Origin of the sequence: Bianquea renquensis, from assembly GCF_014384895.1 — a bacterium.
Lineage (GTDB): Bacteria > Bacillota > Clostridia > Lachnospirales > Bianqueaceae > Bianquea > Bianquea renquensis.
In genome coordinates, this window is sequence record NZ_JACRSQ010000001.1 from 86395 (window position 1) to 111772 (window position 25378).

Below are 25378 nucleotides of genomic sequence, written 5' to 3' on the forward strand. Positions count from 1 at the left end.
GCCGGCCCTATTGCCGGACTTGAATCTCGATGTCACTGTCCAGAAGGCGCACGCTTCCGCAAATGCAAGGATGGTAATCGTCTGGTGCAATGCTCGCCGCAATCTTCAAACGAGCATTCCGGCCGCCATCACAGCGGACCAGATCCTGAACACCGCTCCCTTTAAAGGTCGTCCCTGAGAGGAGAATATCCGTCTGCCCATAGACTAGACCATCGACGGGAAGTGTCCGCAAGGCGATCGTGCTATTTTGCAGGACAGAATTAAGTAACTTGATGGTATTGACGGGGGTGGAAGAGCGGATGAGATGGGGGATCTGATTTTCCATAAAGATATTCTCGAAGATCAGGTCCTCCTGGACCGGCATGGTGGAATAGGGATAGCAGCTATGGGACCAGTTATCGTTGTCAAAATGGATGGAGAAGGCGCAATCCCGTTTCTTTTGAAGGAAAATGTCGCGAAAATGAATGTTGCGGCAGCCGCAATTATAAAGTTCGTCGTCGTCCTGGACCATAACCCACCGGATGCCTCCATCATATTCCTCGATGCCATGGGCATGGGTTGGGGGCGTATAGGAGCGGTAAATCTCCCCCGTTGGTTCCATGATAACCCGGTACAGCTTGTGATTGCACACAACAGTATCCGAGTGCCGTACCTCCATTCCTGCTCGCCAATCGCACCAGGAGCCAGCGAGAATGCGGCAGAAGAATCCTGTCGTCGTCTCCTGATTCAAATCATAGCAATCCTCGATGACGCCGTCTTCAATCCATCCTAGCTGCGGATTGGAGGTGGCGTAATCGTGAGCGTTTAAGGCGATTGGATCATCGAAGGTCTTAAACACCCCATGTCGGATCACAAATTTATGGCCCTTGCCAAGATGGACTGCGTCCTTGAATCCTTCGATGAACAGATTGTCGAGAAGGAGATTTTCGAAAGTACACGCATGGATGCAGAAGCAAGAGTGCAATACATCCGGACAGTGGAAGTCGCGGATGATGAGGTCTCGGATATAGAAAAATGACAGATGGCCGCGCAATCCAGGGATCGCTCCCACCGCTTCATTTCCATTGCAGAGCAGATGCAGGCCGGTTATCTCGATGTGATGATCGCAGGAGCGGGTGTACGCACCGCGATTGACAAAAGTATAGCCACAGGGCGTTCCATCTTGAGCTGGAACTTTTCGAAGAATGACTCCAGGGCCAAAGACAAGCTTTGTGCAGCTATCCAATACGATGGTGCCACTCAGATCGTAGATGCCAACCTGATCGATGTAGATCGTGCCACCTCCTGTAACCGCATGTTGCAGAGCGAGGGTGTTAGCGTCACCATTATTGTCCGGGGAAAAGCCAAAATATGCCGCATTTTTACTTTGATCGTTCATCATAAAAACCTCCAACCGTTCACTGTAGAGTTAAGGGTATTATAGTATGAAAGGTGGCGGGAGTCAATAGATGGGTTTTATATATCTCGAGTTTGACTGGAATATTTCCCTCTAAATACGGGAAAGATATTGGACAAAAGGAGGAATTAAGCTTATGAAACCATGTAAGAAAGCACTTGCCCTGCTGTTGATGACGGTCCTGATGACCACTCTGGCAGCTGGTTGTAAATCGAAGGATCAGAATAATTCTAGCTCCGGTATAAGTGATAACTCGCAAGTTTCTGAGAACTCTGGAACTGGTACCGGCAATAACGACAAGCCAACGCTGTATATTTTTAACTCAAAAGGTGAAAACGCAAACGAATTTGAGGCTATGTGCAAAGCCTATACTGCGGAGACAGGCGTTCCGACGAAGCCGTTTTCCGTCGGCGCTGGAACGGACGCCAGCGAGCCGCTTCGCGCGCAGATGAACTCCAACACGCCGCCGGCTATTTTTTCCATCATGGGTGTCAAAGAATTGCCGGAGTGGCAACAGAGTGGAACAGCCCTGGATCTGACAACGGTGGAGGATTCGGAATTTAAGAGTATCGTGGAGGGCATTCCGGAGAATATGCGTCTGACCACTGATGGCAAAGCAAGCTACGGGATTCCTTTCAATGTAGAGGGATACGGCTATATGGTGGATTCTCAGATGTTGGACGACCTTTTCGGTGCAAATAGCCATGAGGCGCTGCTGAAAGATCTCCGTACCTGCTCTTACGAAGATTTTACAAAGCTGTGTGAAGCCATCGATCAGTATGTCGCCACACCCAGCGCAGCTAAGGTCACGGTCAACGGCAATGAATACACTTTCCAAGCGGAAAAGACAGGGCTTGCAAAGAATTTGACAGGTGTCTTCGCCTTTGCGGGATCGGAGAAGTGGACCTATGGCGACCATGCGATCAATATCGCCATCAACACAGTCTTTTCCACTCCGATCGAAGCGGCGGATGCAAAGGATGAGCAGTTGGATCAGCTGAAGGAGCCCTTCATAGCCTACGCTGAGATGCTCGACTTTGTAACCCAACACGTGGGTGGCCTGAAGGGGCACGCATCCCGCGGACGGGATCTGATCAACGCATCCAGTTTTGGGTATGATCAGTCTATCCAGATGTATGCCGATAGCAACGCGGTCTTCTTGCAGCAGGGAAACTGGGCCTCATCCAATGTAGGAAAAGTTAACCAGGACGTGGCAAACCGGTCAAGCTTTATTCCGCTGAAGTGTCCCGTGACCGATGATATGATCAAAACTGGAAAGACAGCGGAGGAGTTTAACAGCTCGATCCCCGTCTATGTGCCCAATTTTTATGCTGTCAACGCGAAGGTGTCTGAGGAGATTCAGCAGGAAGCCATCAATTTCCTGAAATGGATGCAGAAGACGGAAAACGTCAACACGTATATTGTCGGTATGTTTAAAGCCGTGCCCTATAATGCATCCGAAGATATCGAGATGGAAGATGCCCTGGGAAGTTCCATTATGAGCTATGTCAAGGAAGGCAGAACGCTGTCGGACCCATACAATGGCGCGCCAGCCAGCTGGTCCAGCGAAGTTGTGGGGAAACAGCTGATGGAACAGTATCTCATTAAAGAACAGTGGAATGAAAATGATTATTCAGCGATTGCGGATTTTGCCATTTCAAAATGGAAGGAAATGAAAAACGCCCAGTAAACAGGGGTTAGGAAAACACCTGTCCCAGTACGGTATGGACAGGTGTTTTTCCGATTTATGCGCCGCTTTTTGACGGCAGATGGAGGATACAATGGATAAATATTTTAAACGATGGTTTGGAATCCTAGTGCTGCCTGCTGTTTTGCTCTTTGTCCTGGTTATTGCACTGCCGTTTTTTACCGGCATCGTCTACTCTTTTACTTCCTGGCGAGGCACGTACTTTGCCGGCGGAACCTTATTCCAATCATTTGTCGGGTTTGACAATTATATTAAAGCTTTCACCACAGGCACATTTACCAGATCCCTGTGGTATACCGTAGCCTACACGGTGGTGGCGGTCATTGCCATCAATCTAGTTGCCCTTGCCTTTGCCCTGATGCTGGGCAGCATTCACCGCGGAGTGGGTATGTATAGAACGGTGTTCTTTATGCCCAATATGTTGGGCGGACTGGCCATGGGATATGTCTGGCAATTTATTTTTCAAGTCGTGTATACGGATTTGATTTTTAGTCCGGATGGCCTTCTGCACCTGGAATTTATGCGGTACATGACCCAGGACCCCGTCAAAGCTCTCTTTGCTCTCGTCATCATGACAACCTGGCAGAGCGCAGGCTATATGATGTTGATCTATATCGGCGGGCTTAATTCTATCCCCAGCGACCTGTACGAGGCGGCTGCCATAGATGGAGCTGGCCCTGTGCGGCGGTTTTTCAAAGTCACGCTGCCACTGTTAATGTCATCCATCACCGTAGTTCTATTCTTGACGTTGGCCAACTCCTTTAAGCTGCTGGATCAAAATCTGGCGCTGACCAACGGTGATTTTGACACGCGAATGCTGGCTTTGCAGATTCTGCGGACAACTCGGGATACGCAGCCTCCCAATTATGGAGTCGCGCAGGCGCAGGCGGTGATTTTCTTCTTGATTGTGGCGGCGATATCGCTTATCCAGGTGTACGTGACGCGGTCTAGGGAGGTGGAGTTCTAATGGCCAGGCAAGATGCATCTATGAAACCGGGAACGGGGAAAGCTGGACAGATCATTCTGTATATCGTTCTAACGGTACTCTTACTGTACACGTTGACGCCACTTTTATTCTTACTGCTCAATTCTTTTAAAAGTCAGGCGGAGATTGTACGAAATCCGCTGGCGCTTCCGGACGAGTGGACGTTCCAGTATTTAATCAATGCCTTTGCATCCATCCATTTTCCGCAGGCCATTGGCTATACACTGCTGATCACCATTATTTCAGTGCTGCTCATCGTCCTCGTCGCATCCCCGTGTGGCTGGATTATTACCCGGCACAAGTCAGGCGGTTCAACCTTTATCTATTTAATGTTCGTCGCCGCCATGCTGATTCCATTTCAGGCAGTCATGTACCCGCTGATGAATATTATGGATGCGCTGCACTTGAAAAATATTCCAGGGCTCATTATCATGTACGCGGGGTTTGGGCTGTCCATGTCCATCTTCTTGTACTCCGGATTTTTCAAGAGTGTGCCCAGGGGAATCGAGGAAGCAGCTTTGATTGACGGAGCAAACATTTTTCAAATGTTTTTCCGCGTTGTCTTTCCCCTTGTCAAGTCCACGACTGTAACCGTTATGATTCTAAATGGAATGTGGATCTGGAACGATTATCTGCTTCCCTTCCTGACCCTCGGCCTGTCGGATCAGAGGACGCTGGTGCTGGAACTCTACTATGCTAAAATGACGTCGGGACAGTTCGGCAGTCCTTGGGAGATTATCTTCCCATCCGTTCTCATCACGGTAATTCCCATGATCATTATCTTTTTATGTCTGCAAAAGTACTTTGTTAAAGGCGTTTCGGAAGGCGCCATCAAGGCGTGATATATGTGTCAAAAAGTCTCTGGGACTGCTAGCGAGTAGCCCAGAGACTTTGTGGTTCTACAGGAACAAAATGCCGAAGACGTTTCATTATGACATAGGCTCCTGTAAGGAGGAATAGGCGGTATACGCATCGAGAATATTGTATTGCTCCGTTTGATTGCTTCCAGGGGCACCAGTGGTGATCAAGATATACTCGTCGCCGTCTCGTTCGGTTAGGGTGGCAAGGCATAGACCGGCCTCGTCAGTATATCCGGTTTTGCCTCCCAGAATCGAATATCCTTCAATTTCCCCGGACTTCATTTTTTCAAAAAAGCGGCTGGTGAGCCGGAGGCCGCCTAGGTGCTGCCAGGTGGAGGAGGTGCGATAGCTTTTAGCAGTAAATACGTCCCGGAAGATGGGATTGTCCAAGGCCTTGTTTAGCAGGAGCGCTAAGTCGGCAACCGTCGTGTAATGGTCCGGATCGTGCAGACCAGTGACAGTGACGAAATGCGAATGGGTCATGCCTACTTCAGCAGCTGTTTGATTCATCATGACAACAAAGTTCTCAGTGGAACCGGCTACAGCTCGGGCCAAGGCATTGGCAGCGTCGGCGCCGGAAGGCAGCATAACCCCGTAGAGCAGATCTTCGATGGAGACCCTCTCACCTTCCGCAAAGCCTGCGACGGCGGCCCCTTTTTCTCTTAATCCGGCAAAATCATCGGGGATAAGAGTGACGGTATCGCTTAGACGAGGATTTGTGTTTAGAGCTGTGAGAAGAGTCAGGATCTTTGTCAGCGACGCTGGGTATACTCGATCGTTCGCATCCTTTCGAGCTAGCACCGCGAAATCATGGCGACGCACTAAGATGCCGTTAGCGCTATATAAATTGGAAAAGTTTGTGAGTTCAAGAGGACCACCGGTGCTGTGTGCATTGGATTGCGGAACAGAGGCAGTGTGAGCGGAAGAGCGGAACACTCCACAGGTGGAGTAGAGCAGCGCGAAGCATAGCAGGAGGAGACTGCCAAGTCTTTGGACGCCGGAGGAGCTTTTGTGTGGCGTTATCTTGTTCGGATATTTTTGAAAAATGTTGAATTTCATTGAAACATCTCCTTTCCATTCCATAGGATTCCCTGAATGGGAAAGAATCTGTATATTTCTTTATTTTGAAATATTACGATTTTATGAAAGAAATAGGAGGACAACATTACGTCAATGAAAATTTTGGTGAGTTTGCTATTTTTTAGATGAAAGTGGACATACTACCAGATAAAATCCATCATGGGGCAGAGCAAAATCTTTTGTTTTTTGCAGAATATTGCAGGATAGGATTGACAATTATCTAACAAATATTGGGCAAAGCCATAATTCCATGGTGTATTTTGCTTGAAATTGTGAATTCGATCAAGTTGTACTGACTTAACAGGAAATTCATGAAATCTGTATTGATCTTTCTGTCACGATGTATTATAATACAAGGAGTGTAAGTTTTTAAATGCTGAAAGGAGATTATTATGACGACAAACAAATCAGTTCTAGCATGGATTGACGAGATGAAGGCGCTTCTGACTCCCGACAAGGTTGTGTGGATCGATGGCTCCGAAGCCCAGATCGAAGCTCTTCGGGCGGAGGCGTGTTCCACCGGCGAGCTCATAAAGCTGAATCAAGAGAAACTGCCGGGGTGCTATCTCCATCGGACAAAGGTGAACGACGTGGCCCGTGTCGAGGATAGAACCTTTATCTGCTCTCGGAAAGAGGAGGATGCCGGCCCGACCAACAACTGGAAAGAACCGCAGGAAGCGTATAAGATGCTGTTCGACATTGCCCGCGGAAGCTACAAGGGACGTACAATGTACGTGATTCCATATTCCATGGGTCCTGTTGGCTCTCCTTTAGCGAAGATCGGATATGAGGTCACAGACTCCATCTACGTCGTGTTGAACATGAACATTATGACTCGTGTCGGCGCTGAAGTGGAAAAGGTTTTGGGCGACAGCGAGGACTGGATTAAGGGACTTCACGCAAAATGCGATATCGATCCGGAGAAACGGTACATCTGCCATTTCCCGGAAGACAACTATATCATCTCCGTCAACTCCGGCTATGGCGGAAACGTGCTGCTGGGCAAAAAATGCTTTGCACTGCGCATTGCATCCTACCTTGGCAAATGCGAAGGGTGGATGGCGGAGCATATGCTGATCCTGGGAATCGAGAATCCCCAGGGGGAAGTTAAGTATGTCTCCGCGGCGTTCCCCTCAGCCTGCGGTAAGACGAATCTGGCAATGCTGATCCCGCCGGAGGGATACACCAAGAATGGATATAAAGTGTGGACCGTGGGCGATGATATCGCCTGGATGCGCAAGGGGGAGGATGGACGCCTGTGGGCAATCAACCCCGAGTACGGCTTCTTTGGCGTTGCGCCCGGGACCAACGTAAAGTCCAATCCCAACGCGCTGCAATCTACGAAGAAGGATACCATCTTCACCAACGTAGTCCTGAACTTGGATGACAACACGGTTTGGTGGGAGGGTCTCGATAAGAATCCTCCGGAGAATGCACTCAACTGGAAGGGCGAGCCCTGGAACGGCAAGACCTCAACGGAAAAGGGAGCGCATCCCAACAGCCGTTTCACCGCACCTGCGAAGAATTGCCCCTGCATTAGCTCTGAATTCGATGCAGTTTCCGGCGTACCGATCTCGGCCATCATCTTTGGCGGGCGCCGCGCGCAGACCACGCCTCTTGTATACCAGTCCAGGGATTGGGATAACGGCGTGTTCGTCGGTTCCATCATGGCCTCCGAGACAACGGCTGCTGCCACGGGAGCCGTCGGCGTTGTCCGCCGTGATCCTATGGCTATGTTGCCTTTCTGCGGGTACAACATGGGAGACTACTTCAAGCACTGGTTTGAGATGGGCGAAGTGCTTGGCGACAAGGCGCCAAAGATTTTCAATGTAAACTGGTTCCGTTTGGATGAGGATGGAAACTTCATCTGGCCCGGATTCGGGGACAACTTCCGTGTTCTGGAGTGGATTATCAAGCGCTGTGAGGGCAAGGTTGACGCTGATGAGACCGCAATCGGCTATGTTCCAAAAGCGGAGGATATCAATCTGGAGGGTCTTGATTTCAGCATTGATACTCTGAGAGACATTCTAGCTGTCGATAACGATCTGTGGAGCAAAGAGGCGGAAGGCATCGAAGAATTCTACAAGAAGTTTGGCGATAAGCTGCCAAAAGAACTGGCGGATCAGCTGGCTTCCCTAAAAGAGCGTCTTTCTAAGTAAACACCATAAGTCGCGACCCCCTGTGGGCAGAGGTTCTCTGTTCTCGGGGGTCGTTTTTTATGTAAGAAGCCCATAGAAATTTCGTTGACAAATTGCAGGATGGGATGTATACTGGCGGAGGACAATATTTAAGGATTGTTTTAGGAGGAAAGACAGATGACCTATGATTTTACAACGCTTGTGGACCGATCGGTGCAGGGGTCTGAAAAATGGATGAACATGCGGAACATATGTCCGGAGGCGGGCTCTGATATTGTTCCCTTTACAACGGCCGACATGGATTTTGTCCATCCGCCGGAGTTAGTTGAGGGGCTGACGGACTATGTGCGATCCCAGATTTTTGGATATACCAGTCCCACGTCTCAGTATTATCATGCTGTTTGTGGGTGGATGGAGCGCCGGCATCACTGGAAGATAGAGAAAGAGTGGATTGTGACGGCGCCTGGCGTCATCAATGGATTCAACGCGGCGGTTAGAGCCCTCGTCCGCCCTGGAGAAGGTTTGCTTGTGATGCCGCCGGTGTATCCCCCTTTTTTAAACGCTTCGGAACAAGCGGGATGCCGCCGGGTTGAAGTGCCTTTGCGGAGGGGGAGGGATCGCTATGAGATGGATTTTGCCGATCTTGAGCGGAAAGCACAGGACCCAACCGTCAAAGCGCTTTTATTTTGCAGTCCACACAATCCGGTGGGGCGTGTGTGGACGAAGGAGGAACTCCAAGAAGTTGGAAGAATCTGTAAGCGCTGTGATGTGACCGTCATATCCGATGAGATTCACTCTGATATTATCATGCCAGGATTTGAGCACACGACCTTTGCCCTGGCGGCACCTTTCTGCCTGGAGAATTTGATCGTCTGCACCGCTCCCAGCAAAACCTTTAATTTGGCGGGCCTACATACTTCGAATATCATCATCCCCAATGAATCACTGCGAAATGCATTCTGTCGGGAGATGCACTCCAGCGTCAACGCGGTGGGGTATGAGGCGTGCATTCTGGCCTATACCCGGTGTGAAGCCTGGCTTGATCAGTTGCTGGCGGAGTTAAGCCGTACACAGAAAGCGATCCGTGAGTATATTCATGCCAACATGCCCGAAATCGGTGTCACCGCCCTGGAGGGAACCTATCTACAGTGGCTGGATTTTAGCAAGATTCAGCTGTCGAAGGAGGAGCGGAGACAGCTCCTACAAAAGGAAGCCATGTTCTTTACCGTTGATGGCGCCCAGTTCGGAACAGGCGGCGCCGGCTTTGAGCGCATGAATTTTGCGTGTCCCCAAAAATGTGTCTTGGAGGGCCTTGAGAGACTTAAGCGGGTTCTTGCGAGTCATCATCGTCTAAATATGACAAAATAAGATCCGATTCCGCCGTACAATTTATAATTTAGCAAAAACCGATTTTTATAGGTTGCACCTCTTGTAAAATCCACGAAAAGATGTATAATATGGAGTGGATCATTGCAGGAGGTTTTTCTTACCTATGGGAAAGTTCGCGAAGCGAACTTATTTATTTGTCAGGAATGCAATGCGCGCGAGGGATACTACGGCAACATGGAGGTAGCGATGACACAGGGATTTGACCACGATTTGTACATGAAGATGCAGACAGAGCAGATTGTAAAGCGAATTGAAAAATTTGACAACAAGCTGTATCTGGAGTTTGGCGGCAAGCTATTTGACGACTATCACGCCGCCAGGGTTCTGCCAGGCTTCGAGATGAACGCCAAAATTCGAATTTTGCAGGAGCTTAAAGAGAAGACAGAGATCATCTTCTGTATTGGAGCCGGTGATATTGAGAAAAACAAGGTTCGGGCTGATATCGGGATAACCTACGATATGGATGTGCTGCGGTTGATCGACAGTATCCGAAGGCTGGGTCTGACTGTCAGCAGTGTGGTGATCACCCGGTATACAGACCAGCCGGCGGCAGATACCTTTCGCAAGAAATTAGAGATGTTGGGATTGACTACGTATATTCATAGGCCGATCAAGGGGTATCCCACAAATGTGGACTTGATTGTCAGCCAGGATGGATATGGTTCGAATCCGTATATCGAGACGACAAAACCTCTGGTGGTGGTCACCGGGCCGGGGGCGGGGAGCGGAAAGCTGGCCACATGTCTGTCCCAGGTGTACTATGAACATACGAAGGGAATCCATGCGGGATACGCAAAATTTGAGACATTCCCCATATGGAATTTGCCGCTGAAGCATCCGGTCAATCTGGCGTATGAAGCGGCGACGGCAGACTTGAACGATGTGAATATGATCGATCCGTTCCACCTGGAAGCCTACGGCACGACCACGGTGAACTACAACCGGGATATCGAAGCCTTTCCGGTTGTGAAGACCATCCTGTCCAAGGTGACGGGCGATAAGGATGGCTACCAATCTCCAACGGATATGGGCGTCAACATGGCGGGATTTTGCATTGTGGATGATGAATGTGTGCGGGAAGCATCGAAACAGGAAGTTTTGCGGCGGTATTATAAGATACGATGCGACCATAAGATGGGGCGAGTGGACATTGATGCGGTGGAGAAAGTGGAGCTGATCATGAAGGCGCTGGATCTGGAGCCTACGGATCGGACGGTGGTGGAGCCTGCGCTGGAGAAAGCAGAGCAGACAGGAGCGCCGGCGGTGGCGGCTCAATTGCCGGACGGATCGATTCTGACCGGAAAGACATCGGATTTGATGACGGCGCCGGCGGCTATGACGTTGAACTCGCTGAAGTATCTGGCCGGCATTGCAGATGAGATTCTGCTGCTGTCCCCCGTGGTGTTGAAGCCGATCCTGCGCCTCAAGAAGCTGATGCAGCCGGGGCGAGAGCCGGTCCTCAATCTAAAAGAGGTTTTGACGGCGCTCAGCATCTGCGAGGCGACGAACCCCTTGGCCTCGCTGGTTTTGGCAAAGCTTCCCGCTATGAAGGGGTGTGAGGTGCACTGTTCCAACATTCTGTCAGTCAATGATGAGCAGAGCCTGCGAGAGCTGGGGCTGAACGTCACCTGTGAGCCGGAATTTCCCACCAAAAATCTTTATAATCTATAATTTACAATTTGTTCAAAGATAATCCGAATCATTTTCATATTTGTTTCGTATTCTATATTCATCCCCTTCTTTTTATATTACAGGACAGGCCGAGAAGACTTTGTACTTTTCGGCCTGTCCCTTTGCGTAGAAATCGAAAGCGTGAGAAAATTTTCAAAAAGAGTTGAAAAATCTGATAATTACGCTTATAATGAAAAATAGACAATTTTTTTCGCTGTTCACGGCGAGTGTCAATTCTATCTGAGGCAGGTGAATACCATGGAAAAGACCTTTGCAATCCTATTGGACAAAATACGGCTGTATCATCCGGCAAAAGACTTGAGCCGCGTAGAGAAAGCCTACCAGGTGGCGAAGGAAGCCCATGAGGGACAGCTGCGTCAGTCAGGAGAGCCCTATCTTATTCATCCGTTACAGGTAGCCATAATCCTGGCAGATCTGGAGCTGGACCTGGAGACGATCATTGCAGGGCTACTCCACGATGTTGTGGAGGACACGAAGGTTTCCCTGGAGGATATTGCTGAGATGTTCGGAGATGAGGTCGCTGGACTTGTGGACGGCGTGACGAAGCTGAAACAGCTGACTTACACCTCCACCGATAAGGTGGAAATTCAGGCCGAGAACTACCGCAAGATGTTTTTAGCTATGGCGAAGGACATCCGGGTTATTTTAATCAAGTTAGCTGACCGCCTTCACAATATGCGAACGTTAGAGTATAAGAGCAAAGAAAAGCAGATTGAAAAGGCGAGAGAGACGCTGGACATATATGCGCCCATCGCCCATCGCCTTGGTATTTCTAAGATCAAGGTGGATTTGGAAGATCTATCTCTGAAATATTTGGAACCGGAAATTTACTACGATTTGGTCACGAAGATCGACCGAAAACGCTCCGATCGAGAGCATTTTATTGAGGAGATCGTCCGGGATCTGCAGGACAATCTGGACGACGCGGGAATCCACGCAAGGGTTGAGGGTCGGCCGAAACATTTCTACAGTATTTATAAAAAGATGCAGAATAAGCATAAGTCTTTAGATCAGATTTACGATCTGTTCGCCGTCCGCGCCATTGTAGACTCTGTCAAAGACTGCTATGGGGCCTTGGGCATCATCCATGAGATGTACACGCCCATGCCAGGGCGGTTTAAAGATTATATTGCCATGCCAAAGCCCAATATGTACCAATCCCTTCACACCACGCTTATGGGGCCGGAGGGCGAGCCCTTTGAGGTGCAGATTCGAACGTGGGATATGCACCGCACGGCGGAGTACGGAATCGCCGCCCACTGGAAATACAAGGAGGGCGCAGCCGGCGCCACATCGAAGACGGAAGAAGAAAAATTAATTTGGCTGCAAAAGATTTTGGAGTGGCAGCAGGATTTATCGGACAATAAAGAGTTTATGAGCGCGCTGAAGCTAGGGCTGGATGGATTGAAAGATTCCGTGTACGCTTTTACCCCCAAAGGGGATGTGGTCGATCTGGCCGCGGGCTCAACGCCAATTGATTTCGCCTATCAGATCCACAGCGCCGTGGGAAATAAGATGGTTGGCGCTAGAGTGAACGGCAGGATCGTGACACTGGATTATGAGATTAAAAATGGGGACCGTGTGGAGATCATCACAAGCCAAAATTCCAAGGGACCTAGCCGGGATTGGCTCAACATCGTCCGCACAACCCAGGCTAAAAATAAAATCAGTCAGTGGTTTAAGCGGGAGTTCAAGCAGGAGAACATCGTCAAGGGCAAGGAGATGGTGGAAAAATATGCGAAAAGCAAAAATATCCCCTTGCACGAGGTGCTTCAGCCAGAGTGGATGAGCATTGTCCAGAGAAAGTACGGGTTTAAGGACTGGGAGTCTGTCCTGGCGGCCATCGGCCACGGCGGGTTGAAGGAAGGGCAGGTGGTCAACCGCCTGTACGAGGAGTACCGGAAGGAACACTTGCTGGATCTGAGCGACGATGATTTCGTCCAGCATTTGCAGGAGAAAATCGAGAAGCGCCCGGAACAGGCACAGGAATCCGGCCGGAAAAAGGGAAGCGCCATCACAGTCCGAGGAATCCACGATGTGGCGGTTCGATTCTCCAAGTGCTGCAATCCGGTGCCAGGCGATGAGATCATCGGCTATATCACCAGAGGTCGCGGCGTGTCCATCCACCGCACCGACTGCATCAACATTATTCAGCTGGAGGACGAGGAACGGCAGCGGCTCATCGATGCAGAGTGGGAGGTGGCGCCTGGCGAAACGACGGGAATGAAGTTCGAATCCAGCATTCAGGTGCTGACAGAGGAGCGCAAGGGCATTCTGGCCGATATTTCCAGCATCATCAACAATGAGAATATTACCATTGTAGCCCTCAATGTCCGCCTTACAAAGGATAAACGGGAGGATGTTTTCAATATAACGGTGGAGATCTCCTCTAAGGAGCAGCTGGAACAGCTGAGCAAAAAGATTTCTCAGATTCCCGGCGTCCATGAGATCGTCCGGACGTCCAACGGGTAAAAAAAGCGATACCTTTCTGTGGAAATACCATAGAAAGGTATTTTTATATAAAAAAGTCCGCCGCCAGGCGGGTGAGCAGAGAAAGAGGTGCTGGAGCGCCAATGGATAAGCGCGCAATTTCCACTTGCATTTATAAAGAAGTATGGTATGATAGAATAGAAGATTAATAGAATAGGAGATTGTACCAATGAAGGCTGTAGTACAGAGAGTGGCGGCAGCGTCCGTTGCGGTGGAGGATGAGGTCATTGGAAGCATTGGGCAGGGGCTGGCCATTTTGCTGGGGGTTGTTGAAGGCGACACGGAGCGGGAAGCGGATTTTTTGGCAAATAAGATAACACAGCTGCGAATCTTCACGGACAGTCAAGATAAGATGAACCTTTCCGTGGAGGATATGGGCGGCGAGATGCTGGTGGTATCCCAGTTTACCTTAGCTGCGGACTGCTCCCACGGGCGGCGGCCATCCTTCACCCGGGCGGCGAAACCTCAGGAGGCCAACGGCCTGTATGAATATTTTATTGCAAAGATCGACGGGTTACTGGGAAAGAAGACACAGACAGGGCAGTTTGGGGCGGACATGAAGGTCACCCTTGTCAACGACGGCCCGGTCACCATCCTATTGGATACAGATGAAATAATGCGTTGATAGACGAGGTGTTGACTATGATGTTGGAAACGATTGTTGTCGGTGCGCTGGAAACCAATTGCTATATCATTGCCGACGAAGTGACAAAGGACGCGGCGATCATCGATCCCGGCGCGGAAGGAAGGCGGATCGCAAAGCGGGTTGAGGCCATGGGCCTCACGGTGCGGTACATTTTGGTCACCCACGGCCATATGGACCATATGAAGGATGCGCCTCTTCTGTCGGAGATATACGGATGTCCCATCGTGGTGCACCGGGAGGAGATGGAGTACATCCACTCGCCGGAGGTGAAGGCTTCCCCGTATAGCGCACAGGTATTCCAGACATTTGAGACCGCAGTCCACGACAATGGAATGCTGGTGGAGGATGAACAGCATCTGCCTCTTGGAGCCCTTGACTTGCGCGTCATGAAAGTTCCAGGGCACAGCCAGGCCAGTGTCTGTTACTTTCTTGAGCGGGAGGGGACCGTCTTTGACGGGGATACTCTGTTTTGGCGGAGTATTGGCCGGACCGATTTCTACCACGGCAGTCCAGCGGATTTAGTCACCTCCATTCGGCAGAAGCTCCTGGAATTGCCAGATGAGGTGCGAGTATTTCCCGGTCACGGTCCTGCGACGACCATCGGTGAGGAGCGGGGCCAAAATCCGTTTCTCAATCTCTCAGCGGGAATGTGGGACTTTTAGATGAAGCGTGCGACAATTGACATCCGCATGGACTGCGAGCTCCAGAGATTTCAGTATGAGGTTGAAATGCTGATCCGGCAGTTTTTGCCATTTTCGGCGGTGGGGTTTGGGGGGACGCCTGGAGCTATGCGCCTAGAACTTTCGGCTCACCCTCTGGCTGGACGCTTATATGATGAGCAAGGCCGTCTGATAGGGCAGGAGCAGTGGCCGGATCAGGGCGGTAAAAATCAGGCAAAGGCGATGGTGTACCGGCTTTTTTCCGCATACTTGGGGCAAAGGCTGCCGTGGGGAATCCTGACAGGTGTTCGCCCTTCCAAAATTCCCTATGATTTTATGGAGAGCGGTATGACGCAGACGGAAGCGTCCACCTGTCTGATGAAGGAGTACTTAGTCCAGAGGGAGAAAGCAGAATTAGCAGCGGCCGTGGCCAGCAAGGAGCGCATACTGCTTGCGGACCATGATGGCATGGATGTCAGTCTCTATGTGGGAATTCCCTTCTGTCCATCCCGGTGTGCCTACTGTTCCTTTGTCTCCTATGACTTCCACTCCTATGGGACGGTGCTGCCTGCCTACGTGGAAGCCCTCCTGCAAGAGATGCAGAGGACAGCCGCACTGCTGGAAGGACGGCGGCTACAGAGCTTTTACATGGGAGGCGGAACGCCTACAGTGTTGGACGCTGGCAGTCTGGACCGGATTCTAGAGCGGGCGGATGCCCTCTACTCCTTCTCAGCTCTGAGGGAAATCACGGTGGAGGCCGGACGGCCGGACACGATTACGCGGGAGAAGCTTCGGGTTCTGGCGGATCATGGGGTTGATCGGATCTCCATCAATCCCCAGACCATGAATCAAAAGACGCTGGATGCCGTAGGACGGCGCCATTCAGTGGAGCAGGCCGAGGTGGCGCTGGAGACGGCCCGGGAGATAGGCTTTGACAACATCAATATGGATTTAATTCTTGGGCTGCCGGGGGAAACGCAGGAAGATGTCAGGAGAACTATGGAACGCATTGTTCGGTTGAAGCCGGATAGCCTGACAATTCATACGCTCGCAATCAAACGGGCATCGAGACTTCATGAGGAAGAGGAGGCCGCGGCAGATCTGCTTGCACAGGCGGACAGAATGGAATCCATGTTGCGAGAGAGCGCCGCGGCGGCCGCCGCTCTGGGAATGCAACCCTACTATATGTACCGCCAAAAAAACATGGCTGGCAATTTTGAAAACGTAGGCTACTGTCTGCCGGGGAAAGAATGCCTGTACAATGTGGAGATTATGGAGGAGCGGCAGACGATTTTCGCGCTGGGGGCCGGAGCCGTGACGAAGGTTTACTATCCGGAGCAGAACCGGCTGGAGCGGGTCCCCAATGTAAAGAATGTCGAACACTATATCAGCCGTATTCAGGAAATGATCGATAGGAAATGGAAGGGAGTGCCAAAACTGTGATGACAAGACAAGACATATCGAGGGAGATCACCCGATCAGAACTGCCCATTTCCAAAATAATACAAGGGGCGTGGAGGCTATTTTCCGAGCGATGGATCTGGTATTTGCTGCTGACAGTGCTTGTGTTTTTTCCATCAACGCTGGTGGTACAATATGCAGCGGGCCTTATCAATCCTGAGACTGCGGAGATTCAAGATTTAATTAAGGTTTACATGGCGGTGATCCTCATGTCCTTTGTCTGGATCATTGGGACATTGGTGTCAGCGGTCATGGTCAACGCACAGCTGCGGGACGAACCGTTCTCTTTTGGTACGGCTTTTTATAAGGGAATCTGCGCGTGGCCCAAAGCTATCGCCACAGTGTTGTTGCTCATGGCCATACTCATTGGGATCGCTATGGCGGGGATGTTGGCGGTTACGATCCTACCTCTTCTCGCCGTCCCTTTTATCACGGCTTTGCTCATCGGCTCCGTTGTATTTAGCGCCGCCTTGTACTTTGCCGCCATTACGGCGGCGCTGAGAAAAAAGATGTTTATGGACAATTTGAAATATGTCGTCTATATTCTGCGCGGGCACTTTGGCAAAAGCATCGGACTATTTATGCTGTTATTTCTGGGAAGCCTGTTTGTATCCTACGGTGTCGGCGTGTTGGAGGAGCCGCTGTTAGCTCTAATCGCCAATAGCAGTGTGCGGTGGATTGTACAGTCGTTTCTTGATTCCCTCCTGAGCATCACCAATATTTTCATGTTCATTGGTCTGACCATTTATTTTCTCAATCTGGAATCCATCCGGCTGGAGGAGGAAGCCGCTAGGGCGGAGGCTGACAGGTTGCCGCTGCCATAAAGAAATAGGCGTAGGCCTGTATAAAAGTTCATGAACACGGCGACACTTTTACTAAATTTCTATTTAGAAAGGGTGGAGCAGATGTCTAGTAAAAAACGGAAGATCGACTTATCGCAGGTGGATCTTAAGGAATTGCTTCCAGACCAACAATTGAAATATGAGATTGCGGAAGAGCTTGGCCTGCTGGATAAAGTCAAAGAGTTCGGTTGGAAATCGCTGACTGCTCAAGAAACAGGGCGAATCGGCGGACTGATGACGAAGAAGAAGAGACAGGATGTGCAAAAGGAAAAGGCGAAGGAACCATAATTTTTTTTACGAAATGTAAGATACTCCTTGACGATTGGCCTGTTCGTAATATATAATTAGATCTTAAGGGTACAGGACTCCCTATGCTTTCAGGAGGAAACGTCCCATGCCATTCCTGCGGCACTCCGCATAGCGTACCGGATATGCTAACCGGTATATAGTCGCGCAGCGTCTTGACAGGGCGCGTTCTTTTTATGAGGGCTCTATATACAACGAGGATGGGATTGTGGAAAGACATTATGAACCTGTGCGAATACCATTCAAGGAGGAACTTATACATGAGCAGTAAGGTAGAACACCTGGAAAACAATATGGCGAAGGTGACGTTGGAGATTCGCCCTGAAGTCTTTGAAGAAGCGATCCAGAAGGTCTATAACAAAAATAAAGGAAAGATCGCGGTGCCGGGATTCCGCAAGGGCAAGGCTCCCCGCAAGCTGGTGGAGAGAACCTACGGCAGGGAAGTCTTCTATGAGGACGCTCTCAATGAAGTTTTGCCGGACGCGTATGACAGCGCCGTCAAGGAACTGGAGCTGAAGGTTGTATCCAGACCGGAGATCAACGTTGAGAAGGTCGAAGCCGGCGAGGCGGTGGTGGTGACGGCCACAGTTGCGGTGAAGCCGGAGGTCACTCTGGGCGACTATAAGGGGTTGGAGGTTGAAAAGAACCCTGTTATCGTCACAGAGGATGATGTGGACGCGGAGATCAAGAAGACAGCAGAGCGGAATTCCCGCATGTTGGAGGTGGACGATCGCCCCGCTGCCATGGATGACACTGTCACCATTGACTTTGAAGGCTTTGTGGACGGCGTGGCCTTCGAAGGAGGAAAGGGCGAGAACCATGACCTGGTCCTGGGCTCTCACAGTTTCATCGATACCTTCGAGGATCAGTTGGTCGGCAAGAAGGCCGGCGAGGAATGCGAAGTGAACGTCACCTTCCCGGAGGATTACGGACAGAAGGACCTGGCTGGCAAACCGGCTATGTTCAAGGTCACCGTTAAGAAGATTCAGATGAAAGAGCTTCCCGCCATCGACGATGAATTTGCAAAGGATGTCTCGGAATTCGACACGTTGGAGGAATATAAAGCCGATGTCCGCGAAAAGTTGACTCAGTCCAAGCAGAAGCAGGAAGATGAGCGGATTCGCAGGGAACTGTTGGAAAAAGCGGTTGCCAACGCGGAAATGATCATTCCCGGACCGATGGTGGACGAGCAGGCGGACAGCATGATTCAAAATTTTGCGAATTCTCTTCGGTATCAGGGAATTTCTATGGAGCAGTACATGTCCATGACCGGTGGAAATATCGCCTCCCTGCGCGCTTCCGTTCGCCCGGACGCAGAGCGGCGCATTAAGGACAGTCTCGTCCTGGAAGCCATTGCGAAGGCTGAGAACTTAGAGATTACCGATGAGGACTTCGAGAAGGAAGTCGCTGATATGGCAGAGACGTACCATATGGAAGTAGAGAAGCTGAGAGAGTCTTTGACAGACGCAGATCAGGAGAACATCAGAGAAGAGATGAAATCCAAGAAGGCGATGGAATTCCTGGTGGAGAACTCGAAGGAAGCCTGATCGAGATCTAGGGTACGGCGTATGAGTCAACCGCGCCCGTTTCACAAGTTGAATCGGGCGCGAGGTGTTGAAGGACGAATCTATCAAAAATAAGGAGGTGGCGGCTAATGCGCAGCGCACTAGTCCCCTATGTAATAGAACAGACCAGCAGAGGCGAGAGATCCTTTGATATTTATTCGCGTCTGTTGCAGGAGCGAATCATCTTTTTATCGGAAGAGGTCAACGATGTGACGGCCAGTCTCGTTGTGGCGCAGCTGCTCTTCTTGGATTCCGAGGATCCGGAGAAGGACATCCATTTTTATATCAACAGCCCAGGGGGATCTGTCTCCGCAGGTCTTGCCATCTATGACACCATGCAGCATGTCCGGGCGGACGTCTCCACCATCTGTCTAGGTATGGCCGCTAGCATGGGTTCCTTCCTGCTGGCGGGCGGCAAGAAGGGAAAGCGCTTTATTCTGCCCAACGCGGAGGTCATGATTCATCAGCCCATGGGTGGCACCCAGGGGCAGGCCTCAGACATCAAGATCCAGGCGGATCACATCCTGGCGACCCGCGCGCGCCTGAACAAAATTTTGAGTGAAAATACAGGCAAGCCGCTGGAGATCATTGAACAGGACACGGACCGGGACAATTGGCTGAGCGCACAGGAAGCGGTGGAGTATGGCTTGGTCGATCAGATCATAGTGAAAAAATAAGTTGAGGTGATGGAATGGCTTCCAGAACAGGCGAGGAAAAGAAACGGATCACTTGTTCATTCTGCGGAAAAGGGCAGGAGCAGGTGCGCCGTCTGATAGCTGGCAATGGAGTCTATATTTGCGATGAGTGCGTGGACCTTTGCTCAGAAATTATCGAAAAGGAATTCTCAGAGTTTGACGAGGAGTTCTACGGAAGTGATCTATTAAAACCAAAAGAGATCAAGGAATTTTTGGACGAATATGCAATCGGACAGGACCGGGCCAAGAGGGCGCTGGCCGTGGCGGTGTACAACCACTATAAACGGATCCACTCGGTGAACCGGATCAACAATGTGGAACTGCAAAAGAGCAATATTATCATGATCGGTCCCACAGGATCCGGCAAGACGTTCTTAGCGCAGACTTTGGCCAAGATACTGAACGTCCCCTTTGCAATCGCGGATGCGACGAGCCTGACCGAAGCTGGATACGTGGGGGAGGATGTGGAAAATATCCTGCTGAAGCTGATCCAAGCGGCGGATTACGATATTGAACGGGCCGAGCACGGCATTATCTATATCGACGAGATCGATAAGATCGCGCGCAAATCGGAAAATCCCTCCATAACCCGCGATGTCAGCGGAGAAGGGGTCCAGCAGGCCCTTTTGAAGATTCTGGAGAGCACGGTGGCCTCTGTCCCTCCTACGGGTGGGCGGAAGCACCCGCATCATGAATTCATTCAGATTGACACGACCAATATTTTGTTTATCTGCGGCGGTGCCTTTGACGGCTTAGATAAAATCATCAAGAGCCGTACCAACCACAAGACCATTGGATTCAACACAGTGGAAGATGAATCCAAGGCTAACGCATCCGACACGACGATCCTGCGGGAGCTGATGCCGCAAGATCTTCTCAAATATGGGTTGATCCCAGAGTTTATCGGCCGTCTGCCTGTGATGGTATCGCTGGACGCGCTGGACGAGGAGGCGCTGGTCCAGATTCTGACAGAGCCAAAAAACTCGCTTGTCAAACAGTACCAGGCGCTATTTGCCATGGATGATGTGACACTGGAATTCGAGCCGGACGCGTTGCGGGCCATTGCCCACAAGGCGGCGGAGCGAAAGACGGGAGCGCGAGGCCTTAAAGCTATTATCGAGGAGACCATGGGGGATTTGATGTACGAGATTCCGTCCATGGAGACGGTGGAGAAAGTGACGATTACAAAAGATTCCGTCGAAAAAGCGGCGGCCCCTGAGTATGTATATAATGAAAATAAACAACCGCTTCTCCGCAAGAGCAAACCGGCCCGCAAAGGTCAGACAGCATAGAGAAAGGGCATGGCGGCGTGAGCAAGATGCGCGTCATAAAAATTTAACCGAACCGGCTGGGCAGTCGCCCGGCCGATTTGTCGTAGATTGAGTCAGAACCTCCCTCATAATTTGATTGGAAATCGGTATACTATGGGGGAGGTGAAGAGTATGACGTTTACAACGGTGTTTGTGATCATTCAATTTATATTTTCATGTATCATCGGAATCTATTTTTACACACAGCTAAAACGACAGGAATCCTCAAAAACCTCCATTGAGAAGGAATCCCGCAAAAAGATGGAGCAACTTCATAGACTGAGAAGAATTCATTTGACGGAACCTTTGGCCGAAAAGACGAGACCTCAAACGTTGCAGGATATTGTGGGGCAGGAGGAGGGGATCAAGGCATTAAAAGCTGCCCTGTGCGGCCCAAACCCTCAACACGTCCTTATCTATGGCCCTCCGGGGGTCGGCAAGACAGCGGCCGCCCGTGTCATTCTGGAGGAAGCGAAGAAGAGTGCCACATCCCCATTCCAGGAGACCGCATGTTTTGTGGAGATGGATGCGACGACGATGCGCTTTGACGACCGAGGCATTGCGGACCCCCTTATCGGGACGGTCCACGATCCCATTTATCAGGGAGCCGGGGCCTACGGGGCGGCTGGAATTCCTCAACCCAAAGAGGGGGCTGTGACCAAAGCCCACGGGGGAGTCCTATTTTTGGATGAAATCGGAGAGTTGCATCCAATTCAGATGAATAAGCTTTTAAAAGTATTAGAAGATCGCAAAGTTATGCTGGAGAGCTCCTATTATTCCTCTGAGAATTCCAACATTCCCTCCTATATCCATGAGATTTTCCAGAAGGGACTTCCAGCAGATTTTCGCTTGATCGGCGCCACCACAAGGGGGCCGGAGGATATACCACCGGCCATCCGCTCCCGATGTACGGAAATCTACTTTCGCGGACTGCGGCCAGATGAGATTCGATCCATCGTGGAGGGGGCGGCTGAGAAAGGCGGATTTACTCTGGAGGAGGGAATCCCGGCCCTGATCGCGTCCTACTGTGACAATGGACGGGACGCGGTCAATATTTTACAGACGGCGGGGAGCTCTGCTCTGTTGGAAGAGCGGACTCATATTGACAAGAGCGATGTGGAGTGGGTATTAGAATTTGGCCAGTATGTTCCCAGAGAAGCCGGTATGCCCTGCAAGAGAGAACCGTCCATCGGATGTGTGTACGGAATCGGTGTGACGGGAGGCGGACAGGGCCATCTGATGGAGATGGAAGTCCGCCTGGAGGCGATGCACCCCGGAAGAGAAGGCGTCCTGATTATTACGGGATTGGTGGAGGAAGAGGAACTGGAGCGAGGGCAACAAAAACTTCGCAGAACCAGCACCGCCAAGGCGTCTGTCCACAATGCGCTGACCTTGCTGAAGGCCAAATATGCCATTGAATACCACCAATATGACATCCACATCAACATTCCCGGTGGGATGCCAGTTGACGGTCCATCCGCCGGCACCGCGCTGTTGTGCGCTCTGTATTCCGCCTTCTTATCTTGTCCCATACCGCCGAATGTGGCGATGACAGGGGAGATCTCCATCTGGGGGGATGTTCTCCCGGTGGGAGGCGTACAGGCAAAGATAGAGGCGGCCGAGATGGCTGGCATGAAACGGGTTTTCATACCAGCCGCAAATTGGAAGAAATGCTTTGAAAAACGAAGAATCCAGGTTATTCCTGTTGATCATATCGATCAGCTATTGGCCGATGTCTTCCAGAGGAAAGGCGAAGACACAACGCGGACGCAGGCGGCAGACGCGGAGAGAGAAATGTTGAGTGCGGAGGGACTCGGCCGGTAAAGCAATGGGAAGCCGCTATGATTTGAGGGGAGATGCAAGAATGGAATTGCCGGTTTTAGTGATACGCGGATTTGTTTTATTTCCTGGACAGTTGGCGAATTTTGAAGTGGCCCGGGAAATCTCTATCCGCGCAATAGAAGAAGCCATCGCAGAGGGAGAGCATATCTTCATCGGGATTCAGCAAAACCCAATGGCAGAAGACCCCGGACGGGAGGGTCTGTACTCTACGATTTTGTTGGCGAGAATTATGAAGCTATTTCGAGTGCCGGGAGAGCAGGTTCGAGTGATGGTCGAGGCCAAGGAGCGGTGTAAGCTGGTGGAAGTGACAGGGCAGAATCCCTTCCGGGCTTCGGCGCTGGCCATCACGCCGGAGGAGGACGCTGCGCAAGAGTATGATCATGCCATGATGCGCCTTCTAAGAGAAAGCTTTGAGGAATACGCGTCCCTGGTGGAGGTGGTGCCGGAGACTGCACAAAAAATCGAGGGAATCGAAACTCTGTCCGCCCTTACGGATGAGTTGGCGTCCGACTTAGCGTTGGAATATGGGGATAAGGTTGCACTGTTCACCATGGAAGATCCCCGTGAGCGAGGGCAGCGAATACTACAGCTGCTTCAGCGGGAAAAAGAAATTTTGAGATTAAAAAAAGAGATTCAGGGCAGCGTGGTGCAGGGCATTTCAAAAAATCAGAAAGATGCGTATCTGCGGGAACAACTGCACGTGATCCAGGAGGCTCTGGGGGAGGGTAAGCATCAAGAGTTGAAAAAATTTCAGCCATTGTTGCAGGATGAGCGGCTCCCGCCGGTGGTCCGAGAGAAAATTGAGAAAGAGCTGCACCATCTCTCTGAACTGTCCATCATGTCCCCAGAATACAGCCTCTACGCGGAGTATCTGGAGCAGATTGCGGCTCTGCCATGGGGAGTCAAGAGCGAAGAGACGATTTCCATCCCGGAGGTGAGGCGAAAACTGGATGAAGATCACCAAGGACTTCAGAAAGTTAAGGGACGGGTTTTAGAATATTTAGCTGTGAGGAAGATCAGCCCATCCGCCTCTAGCCCCATCCTCTGCCTTGTTGGACCTCCCGGCGTAGGAAAGACGTCCATCGCAGCGTCCATCGCGGAAGCCATTGGCCGCCGTTATGTTCGAATTTCACTGGGAGGCGTCCGGGATGAGGCAGAGATCCGCGGGCACCGCAAGACATACATCGGAGCCATGCCGGGGCGGATTATCAATGGCCTGCGCCTGGCGAAAACGGCCAATCCACTCATGCTTTTGGATGAGATCGATAAGATGGCCAGCGATCTGCGCGGGGATCCCACCGCCGCGCTGCTGGAGGTGTTGGATACCTCTCTCAATCACGAGTTTCGGGACGCTTACATAGAGGTTCCTTTTGATCTCTCCGATGTTTTCTTTATTGCAACGGCCAATAGTCTGACCAATGTGCCAAGGCCCCTACTGGACCGCATGGAGATCATTGAGATGGAGAGCTATACGCCTTTTGAGAAGGTGTCCATCGCACAGCGCCATCTTCTGCCGAAGCTTTTAAAACGATACGGATTGAAGAAAACGCAGATCAAAGTGCGAGATGCCGTCTACACCAAGATCATACAAGGGTATACGAGGGAGGCTGGCGTTCGGGATCTGGAGCGAAATTTAGATAAGATTTGCCGCAAGGCGCTTCAATTTTTGGTTGAGCAGAATAAAAACAGTGTGACCATAACGGAAAAGAACCTGGAAACCTATCTGGGAAGCCCGATTTACTTTGGGGACACAGCGCTGTCCGGCAACGAGATTGGACTGGTCAACGGGCTTGCCTGGACTTCCGTGGGCGGGGATATACTTCGCATCGAAGCGTGCGTCATGGGCGGATCTGGCAAGTTGGAGATGACAGGCCGGCTAGGGGAAGTGATGCGGGAGTCAGCCCACATTGCCTACTCCTACTTGCGCTCCATCGCTGAAGATCTGGGATTGCAGGAGACATTCTTTAAAAAACATGATTTTCACCTGCATATCCCAGAGGGGGCGGTGCCGAAGGACGGACCGTCCGCGGGGATTACGATGGCAGTGGCGCTGATCTCGGCGGCGACAAAAAAGCCTGTCCGGATGGATACAGCCATGACAGGCGAGCTGACTTTGCAGGGGAGGGTTCTTCCCATTGGCGGTCTGAAGGAGAAACTGTTGGCGGCGAAACAGCAGGGGATCGACCGCGTGCTTGTCCCAGAACAAAACCGGCGGCAGGTTGCGAAGCTGGAGCCGGATGTGACAGATGGAATGACGATTCAATATGTGAGCAATATGGATGAGGTCACAAAACTGGCCTTCGCGGAGGAATGA

General features: G+C 51.0%; 19 protein-coding genes. 17 read left to right on the forward strand and 2 right to left on the reverse strand.

Annotated elements, in window-relative coordinates; genetic code table 11:
• Nucleotides 1-7: 7 nt before the first annotated feature.
• Nucleotides 8-1378 (reverse strand): hypothetical protein, encoded by a 1371-nt coding sequence (locus tag H8730_RS00360; protein WP_249289099.1) that lies wholly within the window; start codon nt 1376-1378, stop codon nt 8-10.
• Nucleotides 1379-1532: 154 nt separating this feature from the next.
• Between H8730_RS00360 and H8730_RS00365 the strand changes: the two genes are divergently transcribed.
• From H8730_RS00365 to H8730_RS00375, 3 genes are all read left to right on the forward strand, one after another.
• Nucleotides 1533-3086, forward strand: coding sequence for an extracellular solute-binding protein (locus H8730_RS00365; RefSeq protein WP_249289101.1), 1554 nt, complete (start codon nt 1533-1535; stop codon nt 3084-3086).
• Nucleotides 3087-3177: 91 nt separating this feature from the next.
• Nucleotides 3178-4071, forward strand: a complete 894-nt coding sequence (locus H8730_RS00370; RefSeq protein WP_177714342.1) for a carbohydrate ABC transporter permease — start codon at nt 3178-3180, stop codon at nt 4069-4071.
• Entirely contained in the window at nt 4071-4931 is an 861-nt protein-coding gene (locus H8730_RS00375) for a carbohydrate ABC transporter permease (protein ID WP_249289103.1), read from the forward strand. Before H8730_RS00370 ends, H8730_RS00375 begins: the two co-directional genes overlap by 1 nt.
• 87 nt (nt 4932-5018) lie before the next feature.
• On the opposite strand, the gene H8730_RS00380 is transcribed toward H8730_RS00375, so the two are convergent.
• Nucleotides 5019-6008 carry a D-alanyl-D-alanine carboxypeptidase family protein gene (locus H8730_RS00380; protein WP_177714343.1) on the reverse strand — a complete coding sequence of 330 codons (990 nt, stop codon included), beginning with the start codon at nt 6006-6008 and terminating at the stop codon, nt 5019-5021.
• A gap of 413 nt (nt 6009-6421) precedes the next feature.
• Here H8730_RS00380 and H8730_RS00385 point away from each other — a divergent pair, with 413 nt between their 5' ends.
• The 14 genes from H8730_RS00385 (at nt 6422) to lon (ending at nt 25378) form a co-directional block, all read left to right on the forward strand.
• The gene (locus H8730_RS00385) at nt 6422-8188 is read left to right on the forward strand and encodes a phosphoenolpyruvate carboxykinase (GTP) (RefSeq protein ID WP_177714344.1); all 1767 of its coding nucleotides are present in this window, start codon (nt 6422-6424) and stop codon (nt 8186-8188) included.
• A 156-nt stretch (nt 8189-8344) separates the two neighbouring features.
• Nucleotides 8345-9535 (forward strand): MalY/PatB family protein, encoded by a 1191-nt coding sequence (locus tag H8730_RS00390; protein WP_177714345.1) that lies wholly within the window; start codon nt 8345-8347, stop codon nt 9533-9535.
• A 207-nt stretch (nt 9536-9742) separates the two neighbouring features.
• Nucleotides 9743-11227: a DUF1846 domain-containing protein gene (locus tag H8730_RS00395; protein ID WP_177714346.1), complete on the forward strand. Its 1485-nt coding sequence runs from the start codon at nt 9743-9745 to the stop codon at nt 11225-11227.
• A 258-nt stretch (nt 11228-11485) separates the two neighbouring features.
• Nucleotides 11486-13720 carry a RelA/SpoT family protein gene (locus H8730_RS00400; protein WP_346726528.1) on the forward strand — a complete coding sequence of 745 codons (2235 nt, stop codon included), beginning with the start codon at nt 11486-11488 and terminating at the stop codon, nt 13718-13720.
• A gap of 187 nt (nt 13721-13907) precedes the next feature.
• Entirely contained in the window at nt 13908-14363 is a 456-nt protein-coding gene (gene dtd, locus H8730_RS00405) for a D-aminoacyl-tRNA deacylase (RefSeq protein WP_177717566.1), read from the forward strand.
• Between the two features lie 17 nt (nt 14364-14380).
• Nucleotides 14381-15046 carry an MBL fold metallo-hydrolase gene (locus tag H8730_RS00410; RefSeq protein ID WP_177717564.1) on the forward strand — a complete coding sequence of 222 codons (666 nt, stop codon included), beginning with the start codon at nt 14381-14383 and terminating at the stop codon, nt 15044-15046.
• On the forward strand, nt 15047-16486 hold the full coding sequence (gene hemZ / locus H8730_RS00415) for a coproporphyrinogen dehydrogenase HemZ (RefSeq protein WP_249289106.1): 1440 nt from the start codon (nt 15047-15049) through the stop codon (nt 16484-16486). It abuts the gene before it with no gap.
• Nucleotides 16483-17328, forward strand: a complete 846-nt coding sequence (locus H8730_RS00420) for a hypothetical protein (protein WP_249289108.1) — start codon at nt 16483-16485, stop codon at nt 17326-17328. Before hemZ ends, H8730_RS00420 begins: the two co-directional genes overlap by 4 nt.
• 81 nt (nt 17329-17409) lie before the next feature.
• Nucleotides 17410-17634, forward strand: a complete 225-nt coding sequence (locus H8730_RS00425; RefSeq protein WP_177715204.1) for an alpha/beta-type small acid-soluble spore protein — start codon at nt 17410-17412, stop codon at nt 17632-17634.
• A gap of 278 nt (nt 17635-17912) precedes the next feature.
• Entirely contained in the window at nt 17913-19199 is a 1287-nt protein-coding gene (gene tig / locus H8730_RS00430) for a trigger factor (protein ID WP_177715202.1), read from the forward strand.
• 107 nt (nt 19200-19306) lie between these two features.
• Nucleotides 19307-19894, forward strand: coding sequence for an ATP-dependent Clp endopeptidase proteolytic subunit ClpP (clpP, locus tag H8730_RS00435; protein WP_177719137.1), 588 nt, complete (start codon nt 19307-19309; stop codon nt 19892-19894).
• Nucleotides 19895-19908: 14 nt separating this feature from the next.
• Complete coding sequence (clpX, locus tag H8730_RS00440; RefSeq protein ID WP_177719138.1) at nt 19909-21204, forward strand: ATP-dependent Clp protease ATP-binding subunit ClpX; 1296 nt, start codon at nt 19909-19911, stop codon at nt 21202-21204.
• A 150-nt stretch (nt 21205-21354) separates the two neighbouring features.
• Nucleotides 21355-23046, forward strand: coding sequence for an ATP-dependent protease LonB (gene lonB / locus H8730_RS00445; RefSeq protein ID WP_249289110.1), 1692 nt, complete (start codon nt 21355-21357; stop codon nt 23044-23046).
• A gap of 40 nt (nt 23047-23086) precedes the next feature.
• Nucleotides 23087-25378 carry an endopeptidase La gene (gene lon / locus H8730_RS00450; RefSeq protein WP_249289112.1) on the forward strand — a complete coding sequence of 764 codons (2292 nt, stop codon included), beginning with the start codon at nt 23087-23089 and terminating at the stop codon, nt 25376-25378.

What these genes read in the sequence shown, in the direction of transcription:
- clpP (WP_177719137.1), top strand. Translation starts at nt 19,307, where the DNA reads ATGCGCAGCGCACTAGTCCCCTATGTAATAGAACAGACCAGCAGAGGC.
- hemZ (WP_249289106.1), top strand. Translation starts at nt 15,047, where the DNA reads ATGAAGCGTGCGACAATTGACATCCGCATGGACTGCGAGCTCCAGAGA.
- H8730_RS00380 (WP_177714343.1), bottom strand. Translation starts at nt 6,008, where the DNA reads ATGAAATTCAACATTTTTCAAAAATATCCGAACAAGATAACGCCACAC.
- H8730_RS00375 (WP_249289103.1), top strand. Translation starts at nt 4,071, where the DNA reads ATGGCCAGGCAAGATGCATCTATGAAACCGGGAACGGGGAAAGCTGGA.
- H8730_RS00410 (WP_177717564.1), top strand. Translation starts at nt 14,381, where the DNA reads ATGATGTTGGAAACGATTGTTGTCGGTGCGCTGGAAACCAATTGCTAT.
- H8730_RS00360 (WP_249289099.1), bottom strand. Translation starts at nt 1,378, where the DNA reads ATGAACGATCAAAGTAAAAATGCGGCATATTTTGGCTTTTCCCCGGAC.
- H8730_RS00425 (WP_177715204.1), top strand. Translation starts at nt 17,410, where the DNA reads ATGTCTAGTAAAAAACGGAAGATCGACTTATCGCAGGTGGATCTTAAG.
- H8730_RS00385 (WP_177714344.1), top strand. Translation starts at nt 6,422, where the DNA reads ATGACGACAAACAAATCAGTTCTAGCATGGATTGACGAGATGAAGGCG.
- H8730_RS00400 (WP_346726528.1), top strand. Translation starts at nt 11,486, where the DNA reads ATGGAAAAGACCTTTGCAATCCTATTGGACAAAATACGGCTGTATCAT.
- clpX (WP_177719138.1), top strand. Translation starts at nt 19,909, where the DNA reads ATGGCTTCCAGAACAGGCGAGGAAAAGAAACGGATCACTTGTTCATTC.
- H8730_RS00395 (WP_177714346.1), top strand. Translation starts at nt 9,743, where the DNA reads ATGACACAGGGATTTGACCACGATTTGTACATGAAGATGCAGACAGAG.
- lon (WP_249289112.1), top strand. Translation starts at nt 23,087, where the DNA reads ATGGAATTGCCGGTTTTAGTGATACGCGGATTTGTTTTATTTCCTGGA.
- H8730_RS00365 (WP_249289101.1), top strand. Translation starts at nt 1,533, where the DNA reads ATGAAACCATGTAAGAAAGCACTTGCCCTGCTGTTGATGACGGTCCTG.
- H8730_RS00370 (WP_177714342.1), top strand. Translation starts at nt 3,178, where the DNA reads ATGGATAAATATTTTAAACGATGGTTTGGAATCCTAGTGCTGCCTGCT.
- H8730_RS00390 (WP_177714345.1), top strand. Translation starts at nt 8,345, where the DNA reads ATGACCTATGATTTTACAACGCTTGTGGACCGATCGGTGCAGGGGTCT.
- lonB (WP_249289110.1), top strand. Translation starts at nt 21,355, where the DNA reads ATGACGTTTACAACGGTGTTTGTGATCATTCAATTTATATTTTCATGT.
- tig (WP_177715202.1), top strand. Translation starts at nt 17,913, where the DNA reads ATGAGCAGTAAGGTAGAACACCTGGAAAACAATATGGCGAAGGTGACG.
- dtd (WP_177717566.1), top strand. Translation starts at nt 13,908, where the DNA reads ATGAAGGCTGTAGTACAGAGAGTGGCGGCAGCGTCCGTTGCGGTGGAG.